This window comes from Actinopolyspora lacussalsi (genome assembly GCA_030803735.1).
GTDB lineage: Bacteria > Actinomycetota > Actinomycetes > Mycobacteriales > Pseudonocardiaceae > Actinopolyspora > Actinopolyspora lacussalsi.
Genome location: JAURUC010000001.1, coordinates 2,316,886 through 2,335,869 on the forward strand (window position 1 = coordinate 2,316,886; position 18,984 = coordinate 2,335,869).

Genomic DNA, 18,984 nt, shown 5'->3' on the forward strand with positions numbered 1-18,984 from the left:
CGGCTCCGGACAGGGTGCGATCGGGTATTTACGCATCGCACAGCAGGAAGCATGCCCGTATGTCGTAGTGCTCGCTACGCCGATGGGAGTACCGAATCGGACAAAAGGACCTACCGGAGCCCTCAACGTATTTCCCAGCGGAGCGGGCGCCGGCGGAACCGCGCTTGCTGGAGAGCGGGTGGTGGTTCGCCGCCCGCCCACCCGTGAGCTCTCTCGCGCGGCTCTCGCGGACGGCCCGGTGTGGCCACTGCTCGACACCGGGCCGCCGCGGGCGAGAGCCCCGAAACGTTCCACCGAGCGGCACGGGAGAGAACCGAGCCGACGAACTCCTGTCAGCAGGAGGAGTTGGTCTGGGTCAGCAGCCCGAGCTCGTACGGGAGCTGGGAGTACTCACCGCCCGCGTCCGGATCCTTGCCCTGGTAGAGGAACTGGAGCCGGCAGGGGTCGATCGTCATGTTCTGGTCGACACCGGATCGGATCAGCTCACCGTGGCTGATGTCGGTCGTCCACTCGCCACCGGGGAAGGTGACGTTGTTCGATCGGGCGAACGGGTTCTGCTCGGTGTCGGCCAGCCTGCTCCAGAAGCCGTCGATGCTGTCGGAGGTCCAGGAGCGGAACCAGCGATGGCCGTCGCTGCCGATGGCCTCCACCAGCAGCAGGTACTTGCCGGTTCCCGCCACCTTGTAGACGTTGCTCGCCTCGAACAGGTCCTCGGGGGTGTCCCACACGGCGATCTCGGTATCGCCGAAGCCGTAGGGGAACTGTCCGATCGTGGTCTCCGCACGGTAGAGGTGACCGTTGTCGTCGGAGGAGAACAGGTAGCACATGGCCGAGTCGCAGGCGACCCAGAAGTCCACCCAGTGCCCGTCACCGATGTTGTCGGAAACGATGTCCGGCATGCTGTCCATGAGGTTCCTCGGCTCGGACCAGGAACTCGGATCACTGGGATCGTCCGTGGTGGAGTAGGAAGGCACACCGGTCTGGTAGACCAGGTACCACTTGTCCTGGGGCTCGAAGTAGAACACCTGCGGTGCGGCACGGTATCCGGAGCCGATGTCGGACTGATCGAGGTAGTAGTGCGGGGCCGAGGATGCCTGCGACCAGTCGCTGAAGTGGGTGTAGACCAGGTTCCAACCGCCCGACTCGCTCGCGGTCGTCCCGTACACCAACCACTCGCCGTCGTAGCGCACCACCGACGGGTCCTTGAAGGAGACCGCGTCGTGGTTCGCGTCGGGTTTGGGGCCGATCAACGGGCCGGTCGAGGTCCACTGGAAGTTCGAGGGCAGATCAGCCGTGGTGTTCGCGGTCGTGTTCGCGGTCGTGTTCGCGGTGGTGTCCGCGCTCGCGGTCGTGTCCGCGTAACCGGCGGACATCCCGCCCGCCGCGAGCATCGCGGCGGCAAGCACCGCGAACCAGCGTGAGCATCGCACTGTGGTCTCCTCCTGACGGAAGCGTTTGCCGGAATCGAGTGGGCGAGTTCCTCGGGAGAACTCGAACCGGAGCGCTTCGGCTCCCGGTTCAACTCCGTGGACGCGTACGAATCGAAGACACCGCTGTGGCACTCCTGTCCGGTAATACCGGCCCGCTGTCACGTTTTATGGGAGCGCTCCCATAATTGCCACGCACCAAGAAATCGCCACGCGACAAGAAGAAGCGCACAACGGAGAACCGCGGAGAAAAGCGGACACCGGCCCCGGAATCGACCGGAGAACCGCGGGAGAAGTAGATCTTCTTCCGACACCTCCGGTCGTGAAACGCCGGAGAGCACGTGTCACCGGAAAGCCGGAATCCCGCTCACATGGAACCCTCCTCGTGACTTTCGCCCACGGAGTCGCCGCGACAACCTCGAAGTCCTTGTTCGCGATACCGAACAAAGTTCGAAGCCATCGGGGATACAAGTTCCACGAAGTGCCGATCGCTGTCAACAGTCCCGCGAAAACGACTTCCCGGATCGCCCCGGAAGCACCAGCGGTCAACCGCCCGACGGGCGAACTCGGGCGAAATCCGTTCCGGGACTCGTCCTCACGCCGAGAAGCCCGCTCAGCGCCCCCGTCGTGCCGAGCCGATCGGGAGGACTCCGTCACGAAGCCGACAGGCTCGGCACGGGCACGAGAGCCGAGAGCCTCAGCGGGAAGCACCGCCCTCGACACGGCTGGTTAAACGACGGATGCTCAGACGACTCCCTGGGCCATCATGGCCTCCGCCGCGCGGAGGAAGCCCGCGATGTTGGCGCCGAAGACGTAGTCGTGGGAGGCACCGCCGTAGGACTCCGCGGTGGCACGGCACCGCTCGTGCACGTCGCGCATGACGGTGGCGAGCCTGTCCTCGGCCCGCTCGAAGGTCCAGGTCTCCCGGGAAGCGTTCTGCTGCATCTCCAGCGCCGAGGTGGCCACGCCTCCCGCGTTGGCGGCCTTGCCGGGGCCGAAGAGCACACCCGCCTCCCGGAACGCCTCGATCGCCTCGGCCGTGCACGGCATGTTCGCGCCCTCGGCGACCGCCAACACCTCGTTCTTGACCAGCGTCAGGGCGTGTTCCCGGTTCAGCTCGTTCTGGGTGGCGCAGGGCAGCGCGACGTCGCACGGCACGTCGAAGACCGAGCCGCTCTCGACGAACCGGGCGTTCGGCCTGGCCTCGGCGTATGCGGGCAGGCGCTGCCCGCGCACCTCCCTGATCTCCTTCAGCAGCTCCGGATCTATCCCGTCGTCGTCGACGAGATAACCGACCGAATCGGAGCAGGCCAGCACCGTCGCTCCCAGGGCGCTGGCCTTCTCGACGGCGTAGACGGCCACGTTGCCCGAGCCGGAGACCACCACGCGCCGGCCCTCAAGGGAACGCCCTCGGGTGGCGAGCATCTCCTGGAGGAAGTACACGACCCCGTAGCCCGTCGCCTCGGTGCGAACGTGCGAGCCACCCCACGCGACCGACTTACCGGTCAGCACCCCCGCCTCGTGGCGGTTCGTGATCCGCTTGTACTGGCCGAAGAGGTAACCGATCTCGCGGCCCCCCACACCGATGTCACCGGCTGGGACATCGGTGTGCTCGCCCAGGCTCCGGTGGAGCTCGGTCATGAACGACTGGCAGAACCGCATGATCTCGCCGTCGGACTTGCCCTTGGGGTCGAAGTCGGCCCCGCCCTTGCCCCCGCCGAGGGCCATCCCGGTCAACGCGTTCTTGAAGATCTGCTCGAAGCCGAGGAACTTGACGGTGCCGAGGTCGACGGTCGGGTGGAACCGCAGCCCGCCCTTGTACGGCCCGAGGGCGCTGCTGAACTCCACGCGGAAGCCGCGGTTGACCCGGACGTCGCCACGGTCGTCGGTCCACGGGACCCGGAAGACGAGCTGCCGCTCCGGTTCGCAGAGGCGCTCGACGATCCGCGCGTCCACGTACTCCGGATGCTTTCGCAGCGCCGGTTCGAGGTCGTGCAGCACCTCGGCGGCCGCCTGGTGGAACTCGCTCTCCCCGGGATCGCGTCGGCGGAGCTCCGCGTAGACGCTTTCGACGTGTTCGGTGACGTCCATCGCACCGCCCTTTCCCTCCGTGCTCGGACTCGCGGGGCCGGCCACCGGGCACGTGCCCCTCACCGGTCCTATAGGTAAAGCGGCGGAGTGTCCAGAGCCGGTGAGCTTCCTCATCCGGCCGCACGGCATCCTCGGGTGGAACGCGCTCGGCCGGTTGCCCGAAACGCGACCGACCCCGGGCCGCCACCCGGGAACTCGACGCGGAAAGCCGAGTTCCCGGAGGTATCGACATCTTCTCGCCTTCTCCGGACGCGGACCCCGCCGCTGCTTCGGTCCCGGAGCTACCGGATCAAGGGCGCATCGGGGAGAAAGAGACCGCTGACGCGAAAAAACCCGCACCGCGCGAAACGCGAAGTGCGGGTCATCGAAGTATTACCGTGGAGCTGACGGGACTCGAACCCGTGACCCCCTGACTGCCAGTCAGGTGCGCTACCAACTGCGCCACAGCCCCTTGTTCGATTCTCCCGGTCGGCCGGCTCGGTTTTTCGTTCCCGGCCTCGCCTTCCGTTGTGCCGCTACTTTACAACAGGGCGAACCCCCTTCCGAGCAGGGGGTCCCACTTTTTCGATCACAAGAACCATAAGCGCCGTGCCCAGCGGTTTCGTAACCGCTTACGTGGACCGCTCCGGCAGCGGGCAGCGCGGTGGGGCGAACGAGCCCGTCGGCACCCCGAAGGTGCCCGAAGTGAGCCGAACCACCCACTCTTCGAGGGCTCGGCCGCCCGCACCGCCGCCACACGGCGTTCAACCCGCTCGGGCGCCCTCCCGGGTACGCCTCGGATCGACCTCCCGTTCGGGATGCCTGCGGAGGTACTCCTGCTCCAGCTCGAACGTCCTGCGGGTGTGTTCCTCCAGCGCGTCCGAGGCACCGTGCAGAAACGTCTCGTTCCGCGTCTCGTGCAGGTGGCGCAGCTCCCGCCGCAGGTCGACCTCGGACAACTCGGTTGCTTCCACTCCGGTTTCCATGGACACGCGCTCCCCTCCCCGCCGGGTTTTCCGCGGGGGTACCCGGTTGGCGGCGGTGCGACACCCGCCGCCGGGAATTCGTTCCGCCGTGTCCGATCCGCCGCGCCCGTTCCGCCGTGCCCGGTCCCCGACTACGCGGGGTCGGCCGACTCGACGGGCCGACCGGAATCGGTCGGCTCGGAACGGGATTTGCGGCCGAGCGTCTCCGGCGCGAACAGCCAGGTCACCATCGCGACCAGCGCCACACAACCGGTGAGCAGGAACGCGGCACGGTAGGACAACGCACCCGCCAGCGCACCCGCCAGCGGCGGCCCGATGATCGTGCCGACGTCGGCCGACATCTGGAAGGCGGCCAGCACCGGGCCGCCCTTGGCCTTCGGCCCGACGATGTCGGCCACGGCCGCGCTCTGCGCCGGGGTGCACAGCCCCATACCGATTCCGCCCACCAGCGAGGCCCCCAGCAGCCAGGGCACCGACTCGCTGAATCCGATCGCGGCGCTGCCCACAGCGGCGATGGCCAACCCGCTCAGCAGCATCGGTTTGCGCCCGCGCGAGTCGGCCAGCCTGCCCGCCGGTAACAGCACGGCCGCGTTGCCCGCCGCGAACACCGACAGGGCGATGCCGGTCATCGCGTCGGGCAGCCGCATCGCCTCGACGATGAACAGCGGGATCAGCGCGATCCGCACGCCCTGCGCGGTCCAGCCCTTGCTGAAGTTCGCCAGCAGCGAGGCGCGGTAACTGGAGTCCCGCAGCGCGGTGAGGACCTTGAGATCGGGGGCGTCGGCGTGCTGCTGCGGATCGGCCAGCGTGGAGTCGCGCAGCAGGAACCAGCCGACGAAGGCGGCCAGGTACAGCGCGATGCCGTAGATCAGGAAGGGCAGTCGCAGCGAGAACCCGATCAGCAGCCCGCCGAGCACCGGACCCGAGATGCTGCCCAGCAGGAAGCTGGTCGCCCACAACCCGGAGGCCCTGGCACGCAGGTGCGCCGGGGCGAGCCGCACCAGCAGAGCCAGCGCCGAGACGGTGAACATGGTGGAGCCGATGCCGCCGAGCCCCCGGAACACCAGCAACTGCCAGTAGGACTGCGCGAAGGCGCAGGCGGTGGAGCTGATGCCGACGATGACGATGCCGAGCACGTAGTTCGGCCGCTCGCCGAACGCCGAGACCAGCCGTCCGCTGGCGGGGGCGAAGACCAGCCGCATCAGCGCGAAGGCGCTGACGATGAAAGCCGCCGCCGTCACGCCGACGTTGAAGCTGGTCGCGAAGGTGGGCAGCGCGGGCGAGACGATGCCCATCCCGATGGCGACGATGAAACCGCCGCTGATCAGGACCCATATCTCGCGGGGCAGCTCGGACAGCGTGCTCGACTTGCGTGGCGATTCGTTCGGCTGGTTCTCGGTCGCGGTCGGCGAGGTCTCCGGCACTGTGCCTCCTTGTCGTCCAGCAGGGCACAAGTTCACTCGATCGTGAAATATTCCCGATCTCGCCACGTCGGGCGGGATTTCGCCACACGTGACGCGGTGCTCACCGGCCGCGACCACTACCGGAGATACAGCGCCTACCGGATGCCCTGTCCGACACTTCTCCCGGAGGGAAGATGCGAGCCGGCGGGAGAGATCGCCACTCGACAGGCACAGCGGACCGTGGCGTCGCTATTCGAGGAGTTCGTCCACGCGGCGGGTGTATGCGGTGACGGCGTAGGCGGTCTCGAACCCGCAGGACTCCGCGAAGCGCTGCGCGGATCCACCGTCCTCGGCGTGCGTGGCCACCAGCAGCGCCCCTCGTTCCGCCGCCGCGTCCACCCCGACGCGCAGCAGCTCCCCGCCCCTGCCTCGATTGCGCCTGCCGGGGCGTACCGCGATGTGCTCGATCAGCCCCATGCCGCTCTCGGCGAAACCGAGCACGAACCCGGCCACCCGTTCGAGCTCGCCGTCGTCCAGCACGTGCAGGAAGCACCGTGGATCATCCAGCCGCTGGCCGAGGTTGCGCGGCAGGCGGCGTTCGGCCCCGGACGAGAGGTCCAGTTCGTCGGCCAGCAGCTCGGCCACCGAGGGCAGGTCGTCCTGCACCGCTTCGCGCACCGGGTGGGTGCCGATGGCCTCGGTCTCGCGTGCGGCCGGGTCGGGGCGGTACAGCAGCGCGACGTTCTCGGCGACCGCGTGCCAGCCCGAGTCGTCGGCGATCCCCTCGATGTCGGCCACCGTGGTCGGGGAGGCGTGCACCACGGCCTCGGGCCTGCCCGACTCGGCGAACACGCTCTCCAGCCGGAACAACGTGGTGGCGACCTCGGCGGAGGTGCCCCACAATCCGCAGGCGCGGTTGCCGAGGGCCAGCGGGTTGCCCGCGTTGAGCACGACGTCGGCGACGCCGACCTTGCCGACTCGTCCCTCGCGCACCGCCCCGGAGGCCAGCTGTGCGCGCTCCACCAGCGCGGCGAGGTCTCGGGCCTGCTCCGGTGCGAGCAGTTCTTCGTCGTCCGGATCGTGTAGTGGGTCCACACCCGCATTGTCGTCCCGGCCCGCGCACTCGTCTTCGACTCCCCTGGGTCGGATGCCACCGCCACGACGAAACGTATTCACCGAGGAGCCACCCGGATTTTCGCGCGAGTCGCGACGAAATCGAGAAATCGCGTAATCCGAATTACTGCACAAGCTCGAATCAGGGCACCGCGAAAGAAGTCACCCCGACGGCGGTACATCGCTTTCCGAAACTCGAATAACGTGTTCACAGGTCGCGCTCGGCGACAGAAACAAAAACAGAACGGAACGGAGAAAAGGTGTCTTTCCGCAAGAAGGCGGCATCGCTGGTCGGCGCCCTCGCCATGACGGGACTCGGGATGGCCGGATTCGCCGCTCCGGCATCGGCGGAATCCTGCCCCGCCGGGGCGTTGTGCGCCTGGTACTCCAGCAACGTCAACGTCGGAGACCCGGGTACGGTCTACGGCGACAACTACAACCTGCTGCAGTACGCCAAGTTCGCCGATGCCGGATCGATCTACAACAACGGGAACTCCTGCAACGTCGCGATCTACACCGGCTTGAACTACACCGGCACGGAGACCGTGGTCAAACGTAACTACCAGTGGGAGAACCTGGACAGCACGGCCTACGCGGGCGGCGTGGCCTCGAACAACTGGTGCGTCTGATCCGATGCGCTTTCGGACCAGGGCGGGCGTTGCCGTGACGCTGCTGTGTGCACTGGTCTTGGCCGGATGCTCCGGAGCATCCGGCCATCGGCCCGCCGTGCGGGTGGGCTATCCGTTCGACGGCGTGACGCGGTTCAGCGAGGCGGAGCAGCGGCTGCTGCACGACGCGGAGGAACGGCTCGTGGCCGAGTGCATGAACGGGCGCGGATTCGACTACGAACCCTCCGAGCAGAACGAGAACGAGTCCGGCGCGGACAATCCGTACGGTCTGCTCTCACCCGAGCGGGCCGCGGACAACGGCTATGGCATGACCATGCGGGCCGTCCGGAACTCCTCCACCGACGAGAAGAACGAAAACAGGAAAGATCGGAACGATTCTCCCGAACGGGAGAGGACGCTCAAGGGGAAGAAAGAGAACAGGAAAACGATAACCACCGACACCGGAACCGAATTGACGTTCGCGACGGACGGGTGTCTGCACGAGGCCCGCACCGAAGTGTACGGGGAATCGTGGGACCGCGCGTTCTACACTGTGCAGGATCTGTCGAACGAGGTGATTCGCGGCGTCACCGATGCCAAGGAGTTCTCCGAGGCCCAGCGGCACTGGTCCGAGTGCATGAGTTCCGCGGGACACGAGTACGAAACGCTGCAGGGACCGTTGCGCACCATACGTGAGAAACTGGACGAGCGGGGGCCCAACAAGAATATCGCCGGGTTGGAGCTCTCACTGGCCGAACAGGACGCCCGCTGTCAGCGCCGGGTCGGGCTGGCGGAAACGGTGCGCGAAGTGCAGCGTGCCGAGGAGGCGGAGGTGCTGCGAGGTCATCGTGCGCGGCTGCGGGAACTGCGGAAACTGCGGAGTACCGCGCTGGACAACGCCCGAGCCGTCATGGCCGACGACTGAGGGAAGTGGCCGGTGCCGCGGGGATGAGACGCGCGGCATCCCGGCTTGATCACCGGGATGCCGGTTTCCGCCGCTCAGCCGAACCGATCCGTCTTGACCGCCGTCACGAACGCCCGCCACTGCGAACCACTGGCCGTGACGAACCCGGCCGCACGGTCCTTACTGTCCCGCACCGCCGCGCCGTCGGCGATCCGACCGACCTCGACGCACGCCGTTTGATGTTGCGAACGGCTGGACTTACGCCATCCTTCGGGGTGGTGTGCCGTCACTGCGAGTTCTCCGTTTCGTTGGCGATACGAGCGATGAGCTCCGTGGAATCCTCAGGGCTCATCACCAACTGCCGGAGCGTACCCGCCGCTTCCTGATATGCCCGACCATCCTCGGGCTCGTGCAGGAAGGTGGAGGAGCTGTACTGCTCTATGTGGACGATCGGTTTCGACTTCGGAAATTCGAACAGGATGAAGGCTCCAGCGTGCGCGGGGTGCCACCTCTCGATTCCGGCTGGGATGACCTGCACAGTCACTCTTTCCCAACCCGCCACGTCGACGATGTGCCGAAGTTGCTCGGCGAGAACGGCACGACCACCGATCGGATTGCGCAACGCGGTTTCCATGATGAGAGCGGTGAAGTGCGGACCCTGCTTGTTCGTCAGGATCTCTCGCCTTCCGAGCCGAAGCGTGACACGTGCTTCGACATCGCTGCTCGAAGCTCCCGTCATTACCGCTCGCGCGTAGTCGGCGATCTGCAGCAACCCCGGCAGCACCATCGTCGATACTTCGGTCACCTGAGTGGCATCCCGCTCGAACTCGATCAGGGTGGTCAACTCATGTTGCACACCAGGCACACCAGGTGAGACCCAGTTGGGTTCACCCGCGCCACGTGCCATCTCGACGAGTCTTTCGCGCTCGTTCTCGGAAACCCCCAGTGCCGTGAGGATGCTCGCCACGTACTCCGGCGCCGGAGGAGTCGAATGTCCGCTCTCGTGACGCGAAATCTTCGAGTGATCGGTATCGAGACGGCGCGCCAGTTCGCGAACACCTATACCGCACTCTTCGCGTGCTCTTCGCAGTTCAGCGCCGAGAGCACGCGCTCTTGGCGTACCTCCGTTGGTGCGAGCCATACACCGATCCTAGTTGGACACGCGAACGGACAAAGTCAACCGATCGTGGGATTGCGAACTGTGGGGCATAACTAGCAATCTGGTGCACACCAGATCGCACCACCAACACCACTGGTGAGAAGAGTTCCAGCAGGAGTGATCATGTCACACCCGTTCACCTGGGTGCCCGGAGATCGGGCCAGGCACGCCAGCCAGGACCAGGTTCCGTCCTTTTCGGGCAACGAGTTCCCGCCCGACATCACGGTGACGACGCTTTGCGGGCAGCGGGTCACCAGCGCCACCGGCGATCTCGCCTGGCTGTGGAAGACCTGCCGCACCTGCGACGAGCGAACCCGCGAGATCGTGGGACTCGAACCGCTGGCCGAGATCGAGCGACGGATCGGAGCGAACTCATGAGCAACCCCCACACCCACCTGGCCGGACTGTTGACCCAGGGCCACTGGCTGCTGGAGCGAGCCGCCTACGAGATCGGCGGAAACCGCTACAGCCCAACGCAGTGCAACGACACCGCCGACGCGCTGGAGCAACTGGCCGCGGCGCTTCACGAGCACGCCGCGACCCTGCCGCGCGGCGAGCTCACCGCCGGAACCGAGCACCCCGCCGAAGCGGACGGTCCCGATCCGAACAGCGGGGACGACGGGGAACGCGGAAACGACAGGAACGACGGGGACCACGGGAACGAGGATGACTGAACCACTGCTCGCGTTGACCGGGGCTTTCCTGCTGCCCGCCGTGGCGATCACCCTGGCGATCCGCACGCATCCGAGCCGGTACCGACCCCGCCACGCACTGGCCGGGGTGGACGCACTGACCGTGGGAAAACTGCTCCACCGGACGACGGGGGCGTTCCCGAGGTACCGACCCGAACTCGCGGGCCGTGAAACACGGCGGATGAGCTGGTCGGGCACGCTTTGGCCCCTCGACGATCCCCCGGGGAAGGGACGCCCCGGTAGCCGTTACCTACCGGGGAGCCCGGCTGCCGAATCTACCGTGCCGGATCGGGACCACGACTCACCGGACCAGCACCCGGAGCTGCTGCTCATGCGCCGCGTGCTCGACGGACTCCGCGCCCTGTAGCCCGACACGCTCCGACCACGGCCCGACCGCCGCGAAACCCCCGACGACCGGGGCGGCCGGGTCGTCCCGCCCGGCCGGGTTCCCTCCCCGCTCCCGACCCGGCCGGGCGCCCCTATCCCGCCGCAGTACAACCCCGACGCCCGGCGATTTCGCGAGAAATCGACACCGCGCTGCGCCACACCCAGGCGTCGATTTCTCGCGAAATCGCGGAATAGCGCAGGAGCATGAAAGCGTTTCGGAAATCGCGCAACCCCACGTCCCCTAGGAGGGCGAGAGCAGGATGTCGGCAACACCGCGCCATGAGGTGCTCGTCATCGGCGGTGGCCAGGCTGGGCTCGCGGCGGGATATTTCCTGCGCAGAGCGGGCGCGGACTTCGTGATCCTCGACGAGCGGCAGCAGGGCGGCGGGGCGTGGCAGCACATGTGGCCATCGCTGCGGCTGTTCTCCCCCGCGCCGCACAACTCACTGCCCGGCTGGCCGATGCCGCCACAGCCCGGCGCGGAATTTCCCACGGTGGACCACGCGGTCGAATACCTGCGGGAATACGAACGCCGCTACGAACTGCCCGTGCGACGACCGGTACGGGTCGACGGGGTGCGGCGAACCAACGACGAATTCCTCGTGGACACGGACGCGGGCCCGTGGTCGGCCAAGGGCTTGGTGAGTGCCACCGGAACCTGGCGCGCGCCTTACGTACCCGCGTATCCGGGCATGGCCGGTTTCACCGGCACGCAGTGGCACACCTCCTCCTACCCCGGCCCGGAGCCGTTCCGGGGACAGCGCGTGCTGGTGGTGGGCGGTGGCAACTCGGCGGCCCAGATCCTGGCGGAGCTGTCCACGGTCGCCGACACCACCTGGGTGACGCGCCGAACTCCCCGGTTCATGCCCGACGAGGTGGACGGCCGGGTGCTGTTCGACGTGGCCACCCGGAGGCTGTCGGGCGCGGCGAACGGTGTCTCCGAACTCGGCGACATCGTGATGGTCGACAGCGTGCGGGAAGCCCGCGAACGCGGCGTGCTGCACGCACTTCCGATGTTCGACGGGCTCACCCGACGTGGCGCGGCATGGGCGGACGGAACCGAGCGGGAGTTCGACAGCGTCGTGTGGTGCACCGGGTTCCGGCCCGCCCTTCGGCAGCTGCGTCCACTGGGACTGCGTGGACGGCAGGGTCGCATTCCCACCGAGGGAACCCGCAGTGTCGAAGAGCCGAGGTTGCATCTGCTGGGCTACGGCGAGTGGACCGGTGCCGCCTCGGCCACCCTGATCGGCGTGGGCCGCACCGCCCGGACCGCTGTCGCGGAACTGACCGCCGAACTCGACGGCTCACCGGAACAGCGCTCCACCGTCACGGGGCGGAGCGGCTGACCTCTCGCCTCCCCGCCCCCGTGGGGCCACACCGGCCCACCACCGACCGGCGGACGACGGGACGTACCGGATCGCCCGAGCGGCGGTCTCACCCGGTGTGGTGGTCACCGGCTCGCGAGCTACCCGGCGCCGTTCGGCTGTGCCCCGCGGTGGGCACGGTTGCGGATACCGAGCACCACAGAGGCCAGCAGCGCGGCCAGCACCGAACCCAGCAGCACGGCGACCTTGACGTTCTCACCACGTTCACCGGCGCCGAAGGCGAGTTCACCGATCAGCAGCGAGACGGTGAAACCGATTCCCGCGAGCAGCGAGAGACCGATCAGGTCCCACCAGGACAGGTTGGCGTCGAGCTGGGCCCCGGTGAACTTGGCCATCAGGAACGTCGCACCGAAGATGCCGACCAGCTTGCCGAGCACCAACCCCGCCATCACCGCGGGAACCACCGGATCCGCGAAGGCGGTGGCGATGCCGCCCCCGCCGAGCGAAACCCCGGCCGCGAACAGCGCGAACAGCGGTACCGCCACCCCTGCCGAGATCGGGCGCCAGCGGTGTTCCAGGTGCTCGGCGGGTCCGGGTTCGCTGCCACCCCGGCCCAGCACCGGAACCATGAAGCCCAGCAGCACACCGGCGATGGTGGCGTGCACTCCGGACTCGTGCACCAGTCCCCAAGCCAGCACACCGAGCACCAGCAGCACCGGCCACCACGGACCGCGCAGCCGCACCAGCAACGCGAAAGCCACTATCGGCAGCACAGCTCCCAGCAGCGGCAGCGGATGGAAGTCGTCGGTGTAGAACACGGCGATGACCGTGATCGCCAGCAGGTCGTCGACCACCGCGAGCGTCAGCAGGAAGGCACGCAACGCGCTGGGCAGGTACTTGCCGACGATCGCGAGCACGGCCAGCGCGAAAGCGATGTCGGTGGCCGTGGGGATCGCCCAGCCACGCAACGCGTCGCCGCCCGCTGTGGAGGCGATGACGAAGAAGAACAGGGCGGGGACGATCATTCCCGCCACGGCCGCCACCACGGGCAGCACGGCTCTTCGGGGGTTGCGCAGTTCACCCACCACGAACTCGCGCTTGAGCTCCAGGCCGACCACGAAGAAGAAGATCGCCAGTAGCCCGTCCGAGGCCCAGTGCTTGAGGTTCAGGTCCAGCCCGAGGAACTCCCCGCCCGGCCAGGGGACGAACTCGGCGGCCGTCTTGTACGTCTCGCCCCACGGCGAGTTGGCCCAGAGCAGCGCGAGCACCGCGGCCACGAGCACCAGCACACCGCCCACGGTCTCCGTGCGGAGGATGTCGGCCAGGGTGCGCTTCTCGGCATCGGGGGTGGGGGCGAACAAGCGTCGCACCGGATTGCGCTGCGGCTCCTCGGGCCGCGAGTCCTGGGGTCGGGAATGCTCCTGCGGGGAACTCCCGTCCTGGGAAGTCCCGTCCTGGGAGTCCGCACGTGCTTCGTCACGCTGGGGATCGGTCGCCATCAACACGTCCTGTTCGGGTCGTCCATCAACTTCCCGCCGACCAGTCTTCCCGGCACACCATTTGCCTGATTTTACGTGCTTACGCTGTGTCCACGCTCGACAGCGATACGAGAGAGCGACGACGAAGCCCTCCACGGCCAGCTCCGTGACCAGGGAATAGCACCGGAACGAAGCGCACGGGGGCTGCGGGGTCACTCGCGTGAACGCGGGGAAGTCACGTCAACAGTGATCGTTGTCACCCGGTAGCGACTCAACCGATTTCGGCCGGATGAGCGTGCACCGTGGCACCGGAAAGCCGGGGCAGCTCCCGGTGCAGGTCACGCTCGGCCTCGTGCGCGATCTCGTGCGCCCGGTACAGCGTGAGTTCCGCGGCGACACCGAGTTGCACCTCGGCGTGCAGGGCGTGCCCGATCCAGCGCAGCCGCACCGCCTCCACCGCACGCACGTCCGGATGGGTGCCCAGCGCCCGGTAGGCGGTGTCGGTCAGCTCCGGCGCCACCGAGTCCATCAACCGCGCCAGAATCCGCTTGGCCGCCGACCAGGTGACCATCGCGATGGCCAGACCGATCAGCAGACCTACCAGTGGATCCAGCAACGGCCACCCCAGTGCCGCCCCACCGGCGGCGAGCACCACGCCGAGCGAGGTGAACGAGTCCGTCCTGGCGTGCAGCCCGTCCGCCACGAGCGCGGCCGAGCCGATCCGGTGGCCGGTGCGGATGCGTATCCGAGCGGCGAGCTCGTTGCCGCAGAACCCCACGCCACCGGCCAGCGCCACCAGCAGCGGATCACCGATGCCGGCGGGGTCGAACAACCGGTGTGCGGACTCGACCAGCGCGGCCACCGCCGAACCCGCGATCACCAGCACCACGAGCACCCCGGCGACGTCCTCGGCTCGGCCGTAACCGTAGGGGAAGCGACGGTTGGCGGGTCTGCGCGCCAGCAGGAACGCCGCCGCGAGCGGGACGGCGGTGAGCGCGTCGGCGATGTTGTGCAGCGTGTCGGACAACAGCGCCACCGAGCCGGAGAACCACAGCACTCCCGCTTGCAGCGCGGCGGTGGCGGTGAGCACCAGCAGCGAGAGCCACAGGGCGCGCATTCCCGCGCGACTGCCCTCCAGCTCGGTGTCCACCCGTTCGGCGGGATCGTGCTCGTGGGGCAGGAGGAAGTGCCCGAGCCGGTGGAGCAGTCCCCGCGCGAGAGCCGAACGCGTGGCGCGCGGTCCGCGCGGGGAACCGCTCCGCCCGACCTGGCCGTGGCCGTGACCGTGGTCGTGGCCGTGGGAATGGTTTCCGCTCATCGCCTGCCTCCGATACTCGCCGTCGCGGTGAGCACGGCGGAATCGTAGCCGCACAACCCCGCACGCGACGACGGCGCAGCAGCGGAAATGTGGCAACAACGGAGCGGCTCGGCGTCAATTTCTCGCGAAATCGCCGCGCCCGGGGCCGAAGCGGAGCGGGGCTCCGATAACGAAAAACCCCGCCCGGCGGGACTCGCCGAGCGGGGTATCACTTCGAGGTTCGCGCGGTCACCGGGACCGCAGTGGAGGTGCCGGGATTCGAACCCGGGTCCTCTGTCGCCTCACCAAGGCTTCTCCGTGCGCAGTTCGCTCTGTCTCTACTCGACTTCACCGGTCACGCGAACAAGCCGGTGTGACAAGCCCAGTCGCTGTGCGATGTCCCGTTCAGTCCCGCGACCGAACTAAACGGTGAGTCCCCTAACCGATGCCGGGGTCCGGGTCGGAGACTTACCCGGTCCGACAGAGTCGCTACTCGCTCAGGCGGCGAGTGCGAACTCGCGCTGACTCTTGTTGTCGGCGCTTGTTAATTTACGGCGACGCTTTACGGTGGTCTTCCGCCTGCACCGGCACGCTTCCCTTGGCTCAACGGCCAGAGTCGAAACCGTTCACCCCCGTGTTTTGTTACTAAGCAACCTGTTGTGCAACAGTCCGCCCCACCGGGCCTCGCCCGGACGGAGCCTTACCCAACATCATAACGTACGACTCCCGCCCGATCACTCCCGGTCCGGCGGATCGGTTCGCGAAAAGTTCCGCGGGACGAACCAACGGTTCACGGAGCGGCAACCACGCTCCGGTCAACCGCATCCGAGCAACCGTGCGGGCGTGTCGTGCAACACCGCACGCAGGAACGGTATTCCCAGCCGCTCCTCGGCGACGGCCCAGCCGGCCACGGCTGCCAGCTGCTCGGCGTAGGGATAGGGAATGTTCGGGAAGTCGGAGCCGAGCACCACCCGCTCCGCTACGGGCACCAGCCGGTCGGCCCAGTCCGAGGGCAACGGCGCGAACCGCTCGCTGAAGGCGACACCGACCATCGTGGTGTCCAGGTAAACCCCGGGATGATCCCGCGCCAGCTCCAGCGCTCGCCCGTACTCGGGCATACCGGCGTGCGCCAGCACCGCCACCAGCCCCGGATGGCGTTCTAGTACCTCGGCGAACACGTCCAGCCCGGTGAACTCCCCGCGCAGCGGACCGTGACCGCAGTGCACCACCACCGGCACCCCGGACTCGGCCAACAGCTGCCACGGTCGCCGCAGCAGCGGGTCACGCGGGTCGAACCCGCCCACCTGGACGTGCACCTTGAAGCAGCGCGCACCGCCTTCCAGGGCGGCGGCCACGTACTCGGCGGCCCCGGGTTCCGGATACATCGTGGCGGTGGGCACGGCACCGGCAGTGGTGCGGCCGAATTCGAGCGCCCAGCGGTTGAGCCACTCGGCCATACCCGGTTTGTGCGGATACACCAGCGGCGCGAACACACGCACCCCGAGCCCGGACAGCACGTCGAGCCGGATCGGCTCGTCGAAGCGGTACCGGATCGGCCACTCGATCCCGTAGTGAGTACCGGCCAGGTCGAAGTAGTCCCAGACCTTGCGCAGCACGCGCTCGGGCAGGAAGTGCGTGTGCAGATCCACCAGCCCCGGCAGGCCGAGGCCGGCGAGCCAGTCCGGAACCTCCTCGTCGGACGACGGTCCCTCGAGCCCGCTCACCGCGGGCAGCCGAACGCCGCGTGCGCCACCCGATCCGAGCGCGGCCGATCACACGGGAGTCGTCCGCCTAACGGCATCTCAGCGCATGCCCTTCCGGTGCTGGCCGATCGCCCGCGCCATCTCACGCTCGGCGTCGCGCTTGGCCATGTCCCTGCGCTTGTCGTGGATCCGCTTGCCTCGGGCGAGTGCCAGCTCGACCTTGGCCTTTCCGTCGGAGAAGTACAACGAGAGCGGCACCAGGCTCAGCCCGCTCTCCTTGGTCTTGCCAAGCAGTCGTTCGATCTCGTCGCGGTGCAGCAGCAGCTTGCGCGAACGACGCGGGGCGTGGTTGGTCCACGTTCCCTCGGTGTACTCGGGGATATGCACGTTGCGCAGCCACACTTCGCCCCGGTCGATCGTCGCGAAGGAGTCGACCAGCGAGGCTCGGCCCTGGCGGAGACTCTTCACCTCGGTTCCGGTCAGCACCATGCCGCCCTCGTAGGTGTCCAGCACCGTCCAGTCGTGCCGCGCCTTGCGATTGCGCGCGATCAGGTTGTGGCCACGTTCCTTTGCCATACCGGCGAGCATAGCGCTGCGCCCGACGAGTGGACCACGTGGTTTTCGCACGCGGTGCGGCCCGGCACCCGGTGCCGAACGCCGAGGTGCCGGGCCGCGCAACGAGCGATCCTCAGATCCGGACGTACAGCCGCAGGGTGAGATACCCGGTCAGGCCGGAGATCGCCGAGGCCACCAGCACCAGGATCGGTGCCACGAAGGCCACGTCGGCGTAACTGACCGGGGTCAGCAGGTCGGCGTTGGTCAGCGGCTTCATCAGCCCGTCCAGGAACGCCTCCTTGAGCACCATGAGCAGCCCGGTCGCCGCGACGGAACCGATGATGCCGGAGACCATGGCCTCCAGCAGGAAGGGCAGCTGGGTGTACCAGCGGGAAGCGCCCACCAACCGCATGATGCCCGTCTCGGTGCGGCGGTTGAACGCCGAGAGCTGAATGGTGTTCGAAATCAACAGCAGCGCGGCGAACGCCTGCAACGCCGCGATCAGGAACGTCCCGTCACGCACGTCGTTGAGCTTGTTGACCATGTTCCGCACGAACTGGGACTGGTCGTTGATCGAACCGATGCCGGTACGTCCCTCGAACTGCTCCTTGATGGCCCGCGGCGTGACGTTGTCGCCCAGCTCGACCCACAGGGCCGCGGGCAGCGCCTTGGGGCGAACCAGTTCCTGCAGCTGCGGCTGGTTCGAGAACTCCTCGGTCGCCCGCTCGAAGATCGCCTCGCGGTTCAGGTACTGCACCGACCGCACGCCGGAGGCCTGCTCCAGCTCGGAACGGATCCCAGAACAGGGCTCGCTGGCGCACTCGGGATCGTTGGCACTGACGTCCTCGCTCATGTAGACGACGACGTCTGCCGCGTCGCGCAGCGATTCCTGGGCCTGATCCACCTTGCGGACGACGATCAGGCCACCACCGAGCAGGGTGAGGGAAACCGCCGTGGTCAGGATCATCGCGATCGTCATCGACACGTTACGACGAAGGCCGTTGACGACCTCGCTGGATACGAAGCTCGCGCGCATCTTGAGTCAGCTTTCGGTGCGGTCTGCGACTTGGGGTTCGGGGCTGCCCTTGCGTGCGGCGGGCTCAGCGGCCCACGCCGTACACACCACGGGCGTCGTCACGGATGACCTGGCCGTGACTGAGCTCGACGACCCTCCTACGCATGGAGTCGACGATCGAGTGGTCGTGCGTGGCCATGACCAGCGTGGTTCCGGTGCGGTTGATGCGCTCCAGCAACAGCATGATGTCCTGGCTGGTGTCCGGATCGAGGTTTCCGGTGGGCTCATCGCACATCAGCACCAGCGGCCGGTTGACGAACGCCCTGGCTATGGCGACTCGCTGCTGTTCACCGCCGGAGAGCTCGACGGGCATGCGGTCCGCCTTGCCGTCCAGACCGACGAGCTGCAGCACCTCGGGAACCACCTTGCGGATGGTGTGCCGGGGTTTTCCGATCACTTCGAGGGCGAAGGCGACGTTGCCGAAGACGGTCTTGTTGTTGAGCAGGCGAAAGTCCTGGAACACACAACCGACCCGCTGCCGCAGCTTGGGAACGCGCCGTCTCGGCAGCTTGGCGACGTTCCAGTCGGCGACGATCACCCGGCCTCGGGTGGGGACTTCCTCCCGCAGTAGCAGCTGCAGGAACGTGGACTTGCCCGACCCGGAGGGGCCGATGAGGAATACGAACTCGCCCTTGTCCACGGACACCGAGACGTCGTCGAGTGCGGGGCGCGCCAACGTCTTGTACGTCTTTGACACGTGTTCGAGCCGGATCACGGGCAGTGAGCTTACCTGCGACCACCCGGGGGATCTTCACTCACCCGTACCATTGGTTGCACTCGGCCAATTACCATGCGCGCTTTT

Annotated in this window: 19 protein-coding genes, 1 tRNA gene and 1 other RNA gene; 6 read left to right on the forward strand and 15 right to left on the reverse strand. The window is 67.6% G+C overall.

Going from position 1 to position 18,984, the window contains the following annotated elements; all coding sequences use genetic code 11:
- Window positions 1-332: 332 nt before the first annotated feature.
- The 6 genes from J2S53_RS10260 to J2S53_RS10285 all read right to left on the reverse strand — a co-directional run bounded on the left by J2S53_RS10260 (window position 333) and on the right by J2S53_RS10285 (window position 6,981).
- Window positions 333-1,430, reverse strand: coding sequence for a non-reducing end alpha-L-arabinofuranosidase family hydrolase (locus J2S53_RS10260; RefSeq protein WP_456240785.1), 1,098 nt, complete (start codon window positions 1,428-1,430; stop codon window positions 333-335).
- A 741-nt stretch (window positions 1,431-2,171) separates the two neighbouring features.
- On the reverse strand, window positions 2,172-3,518 hold the full coding sequence (gene gdhA, locus J2S53_RS10265; RefSeq protein WP_456240786.1) for an NADP-specific glutamate dehydrogenase: 1,347 nt from the start codon (window positions 3,516-3,518) through the stop codon (window positions 2,172-2,174).
- 378 nt (window positions 3,519-3,896) lie between these two features.
- Window positions 3,897-3,969 (reverse strand) — tRNA-Ala (locus tag J2S53_RS10270).
- 292 nt (window positions 3,970-4,261) lie between these two features.
- Window positions 4,262-4,489: a DUF6158 family protein gene (locus J2S53_RS10275; RefSeq protein ID WP_092978610.1), complete on the reverse strand. Its 228-nt coding sequence runs from the start codon at window positions 4,487-4,489 to the stop codon at window positions 4,262-4,264.
- Window positions 4,490-4,614: 125 nt separating this feature from the next.
- A complete protein-coding gene (locus tag J2S53_RS10280; protein WP_456240787.1) occupies window positions 4,615-5,907 on the reverse strand; it encodes an MFS transporter in 1,293 nt (430 codons plus the stop codon).
- Window positions 5,908-6,135: 228 nt separating this feature from the next.
- A complete protein-coding gene (locus J2S53_RS10285) occupies window positions 6,136-6,981 on the reverse strand; it encodes a GNAT family N-acetyltransferase (RefSeq protein ID WP_456240788.1) in 846 nt (281 codons plus the stop codon).
- Window positions 6,982-7,259: 278 nt separating this feature from the next.
- Here J2S53_RS10285 and J2S53_RS10290 point away from each other — a divergent pair, with 278 nt between their 5' ends.
- Together J2S53_RS10290 and J2S53_RS10295 are read left to right on the forward strand one after the other, a co-directional pair.
- The gene (locus tag J2S53_RS10290) at window positions 7,260-7,628 is read left to right on the forward strand and encodes a peptidase inhibitor family I36 protein (protein WP_456240789.1); all 369 of its coding nucleotides are present in this window, start codon (window positions 7,260-7,262) and stop codon (window positions 7,626-7,628) included.
- Between the two features lie 4 nt (window positions 7,629-7,632).
- The gene (locus tag J2S53_RS10295; RefSeq protein ID WP_456240790.1) at window positions 7,633-8,532 is read left to right on the forward strand and encodes a hypothetical protein; all 900 of its coding nucleotides are present in this window, start codon (window positions 7,633-7,635) and stop codon (window positions 8,530-8,532) included.
- A gap of 74 nt (window positions 8,533-8,606) precedes the next feature.
- Here J2S53_RS10295 and J2S53_RS10300 read toward each other — a convergent pair whose 3' ends face one another.
- Together J2S53_RS10300 and J2S53_RS10305 are read right to left on the reverse strand one after the other, a co-directional pair.
- The gene (locus J2S53_RS10300; RefSeq protein WP_092978602.1) at window positions 8,607-8,801 is read right to left on the reverse strand and encodes a DUF397 domain-containing protein; all 195 of its coding nucleotides are present in this window, start codon (window positions 8,799-8,801) and stop codon (window positions 8,607-8,609) included.
- Window positions 8,798-9,652 (reverse strand): helix-turn-helix domain-containing protein, encoded by an 855-nt coding sequence (locus tag J2S53_RS10305; RefSeq protein ID WP_456240791.1) that lies wholly within the window; start codon window positions 9,650-9,652, stop codon window positions 8,798-8,800. The genes J2S53_RS10300 and J2S53_RS10305 overlap by 4 nt, the downstream gene beginning before the upstream one ends.
- Before the next feature lie 141 nt (window positions 9,653-9,793).
- Here J2S53_RS10305 and J2S53_RS10310 point away from each other — a divergent pair, with 141 nt between their 5' ends.
- The 4 genes from J2S53_RS10310 to J2S53_RS10325 all read left to right on the forward strand — a co-directional run bounded on the left by J2S53_RS10310 (window position 9,794) and on the right by J2S53_RS10325 (window position 12,095).
- Window positions 9,794-10,048: a zinc finger protein gene (locus tag J2S53_RS10310; RefSeq protein ID WP_130468033.1), complete on the forward strand. Its 255-nt coding sequence runs from the start codon at window positions 9,794-9,796 to the stop codon at window positions 10,046-10,048.
- A complete protein-coding gene (locus tag J2S53_RS10315) occupies window positions 10,045-10,344 on the forward strand; it encodes a hypothetical protein (protein WP_456240792.1) in 300 nt (99 codons plus the stop codon). The genes J2S53_RS10310 and J2S53_RS10315 overlap by 4 nt, the downstream gene beginning before the upstream one ends.
- The gene (locus J2S53_RS10320; protein WP_456240793.1) at window positions 10,337-10,729 is read left to right on the forward strand and encodes a hypothetical protein; all 393 of its coding nucleotides are present in this window, start codon (window positions 10,337-10,339) and stop codon (window positions 10,727-10,729) included. The genes J2S53_RS10315 and J2S53_RS10320 overlap by 8 nt, the downstream gene beginning before the upstream one ends.
- Window positions 10,730-11,009: 280 nt before the next feature.
- Window positions 11,010-12,095, forward strand: a complete 1,086-nt coding sequence (locus J2S53_RS10325) for an ArsO family NAD(P)H-dependent flavin-containing monooxygenase (protein ID WP_456240794.1) — start codon at window positions 11,010-11,012, stop codon at window positions 12,093-12,095.
- Window positions 12,096-12,214: 119 nt separating this feature from the next.
- On the opposite strand, the gene nhaA is transcribed toward J2S53_RS10325, so the two are convergent.
- The 7 genes from nhaA to ftsE all read right to left on the reverse strand — a co-directional run bounded on the left by nhaA (window position 12,215) and on the right by ftsE (window position 18,897).
- Window positions 12,215-13,573: a Na+/H+ antiporter NhaA gene (gene nhaA, locus J2S53_RS10330; RefSeq protein WP_456240795.1), complete on the reverse strand. Its 1,359-nt coding sequence runs from the start codon at window positions 13,571-13,573 to the stop codon at window positions 12,215-12,217.
- 250 nt (window positions 13,574-13,823) lie between these two features.
- Window positions 13,824-14,870: a cation diffusion facilitator family transporter gene (locus J2S53_RS10335; protein WP_456240796.1), complete on the reverse strand. Its 1,047-nt coding sequence runs from the start codon at window positions 14,868-14,870 to the stop codon at window positions 13,824-13,826.
- A 240-nt stretch (window positions 14,871-15,110) separates the two neighbouring features.
- Window positions 15,111-15,483, reverse strand: a transfer-messenger RNA (tmRNA) gene (ssrA, locus tag J2S53_RS10340).
- A 181-nt stretch (window positions 15,484-15,664) separates the two neighbouring features.
- Entirely contained in the window at window positions 15,665-16,582 is a 918-nt protein-coding gene (locus J2S53_RS10345; RefSeq protein WP_456242765.1) for an amidohydrolase family protein, read from the reverse strand.
- A gap of 69 nt (window positions 16,583-16,651) precedes the next feature.
- A complete protein-coding gene (gene smpB / locus J2S53_RS10350; protein WP_092626091.1) occupies window positions 16,652-17,128 on the reverse strand; it encodes an SsrA-binding protein SmpB in 477 nt (158 codons plus the stop codon).
- A 112-nt stretch (window positions 17,129-17,240) separates the two neighbouring features.
- Complete coding sequence (gene ftsX / locus J2S53_RS10355) at window positions 17,241-18,143, reverse strand: permease-like cell division protein FtsX (RefSeq protein WP_456240797.1); 903 nt, start codon at window positions 18,141-18,143, stop codon at window positions 17,241-17,243.
- A 64-nt stretch (window positions 18,144-18,207) separates the two neighbouring features.
- Window positions 18,208-18,897 carry a cell division ATP-binding protein FtsE gene (gene ftsE / locus J2S53_RS10360; protein ID WP_043578170.1) on the reverse strand — a complete coding sequence of 230 codons (690 nt, stop codon included), beginning with the start codon at window positions 18,895-18,897 and terminating at the stop codon, window positions 18,208-18,210.
- Between the last annotated feature and the right edge of the window lie 87 nt (window positions 18,898-18,984).